Source organism: Vibrio sp. YT-19(2023) (assembly GCF_033337395.1).
Map to the genome: position 1 here is coordinate 1 of NZ_JAWOQN010000186.1, position 994 is coordinate 994.

Genomic DNA, 994 nt, shown 5'->3' on the forward strand with positions numbered 1-994 from the left:
GCTTCTTTATTTTGAAGCTAGAAATAAAACACCCTGATATTACCAAAGGTAGGGCAGGGATCAACAAAAAAGCCCCTGAACGGGGCTTTTTTAGACGAAAAATTGATTTGACCACATATTATTGTTGGTTCTCTTTTTCGGTAAAGATACCAGCAAATAGCGCCGTACTTAGGTAGCGTTCACCAGAGCTTGGCAGAATTGTCACGATGGTTTTTCCTTCAAATTCAGGTAGTTCTGCAATTCGGTTTGCAGCAACGACAGCGGCGCCTGAAGAGATGCCCGCAAGGATGCCTTCTTCTTCCATTAGTCGACGAGCCATCTCAATTGCTTCTTCAGAAGTTACTGGCTCAACTCGGTCGATAATGTCTAAATCTAGGTTTCCAGGAATGAAACCTGCACCGATACCTTGGATTTTATGTGGTGCTGGTTGAATTTCTTCGCCTGCTAGCGCTTGCGCGATTACTGGTGATTCTGCAGGTTCTACAGCAACAGAAGTGATCGCTTTACCTTTCTCACCTTTAATGTAACGGCTTGTACCAGTGATAGTGCCACCCGTACCAACGCCTGCTACTAGCACATCGATTTCACCGTCTGTCGCATCCCAGATTTCAGGGCCAGTGGTTTTCTCGTGAATTTGCGGGTTAGCAGGGTTGTTGAACTGTTGTAGAAGAAGGTATTTTTCAGGATTGCTTGCTACGATCTCTTCTGCTTTAGCAATTGCGCCTTTCATGCCTTTCGATGCTTCAGTTAGCTCAAGGTTTGCGCCTAGTGCTTTAAGTAGCTTGCGGCGCTCAAGGCTCATTGATTCAGGCATAGTTAGAGTCAATTTGTAACCGCGAGCGGCTGCTACGAACGCTAATGCGATACCTGTGTTACCACTGGTTGGTTCTACTAGTTCTACTCCTGGCTTTAAAGTGCCAGCTTTTTCTGCTTCCCAAATCATGTTTGCACCGATACGGCACTTAACGCTGAAGCTTGGGTTGCGTGCTTCAAT

At 45.9% G+C, this 994-nt stretch carries 1 protein-coding gene; it reads right to left on the reverse strand.

The features are described 5' to 3' along the window. Positions 1-118: 118 nt before the first annotated feature. Positions 119-994, reverse strand: an 876-nt coding sequence (cysK, locus tag R7E78_RS24775) for a cysteine synthase A (RefSeq protein WP_318058428.1), incomplete at its 5' end; no start/stop codon positions are given.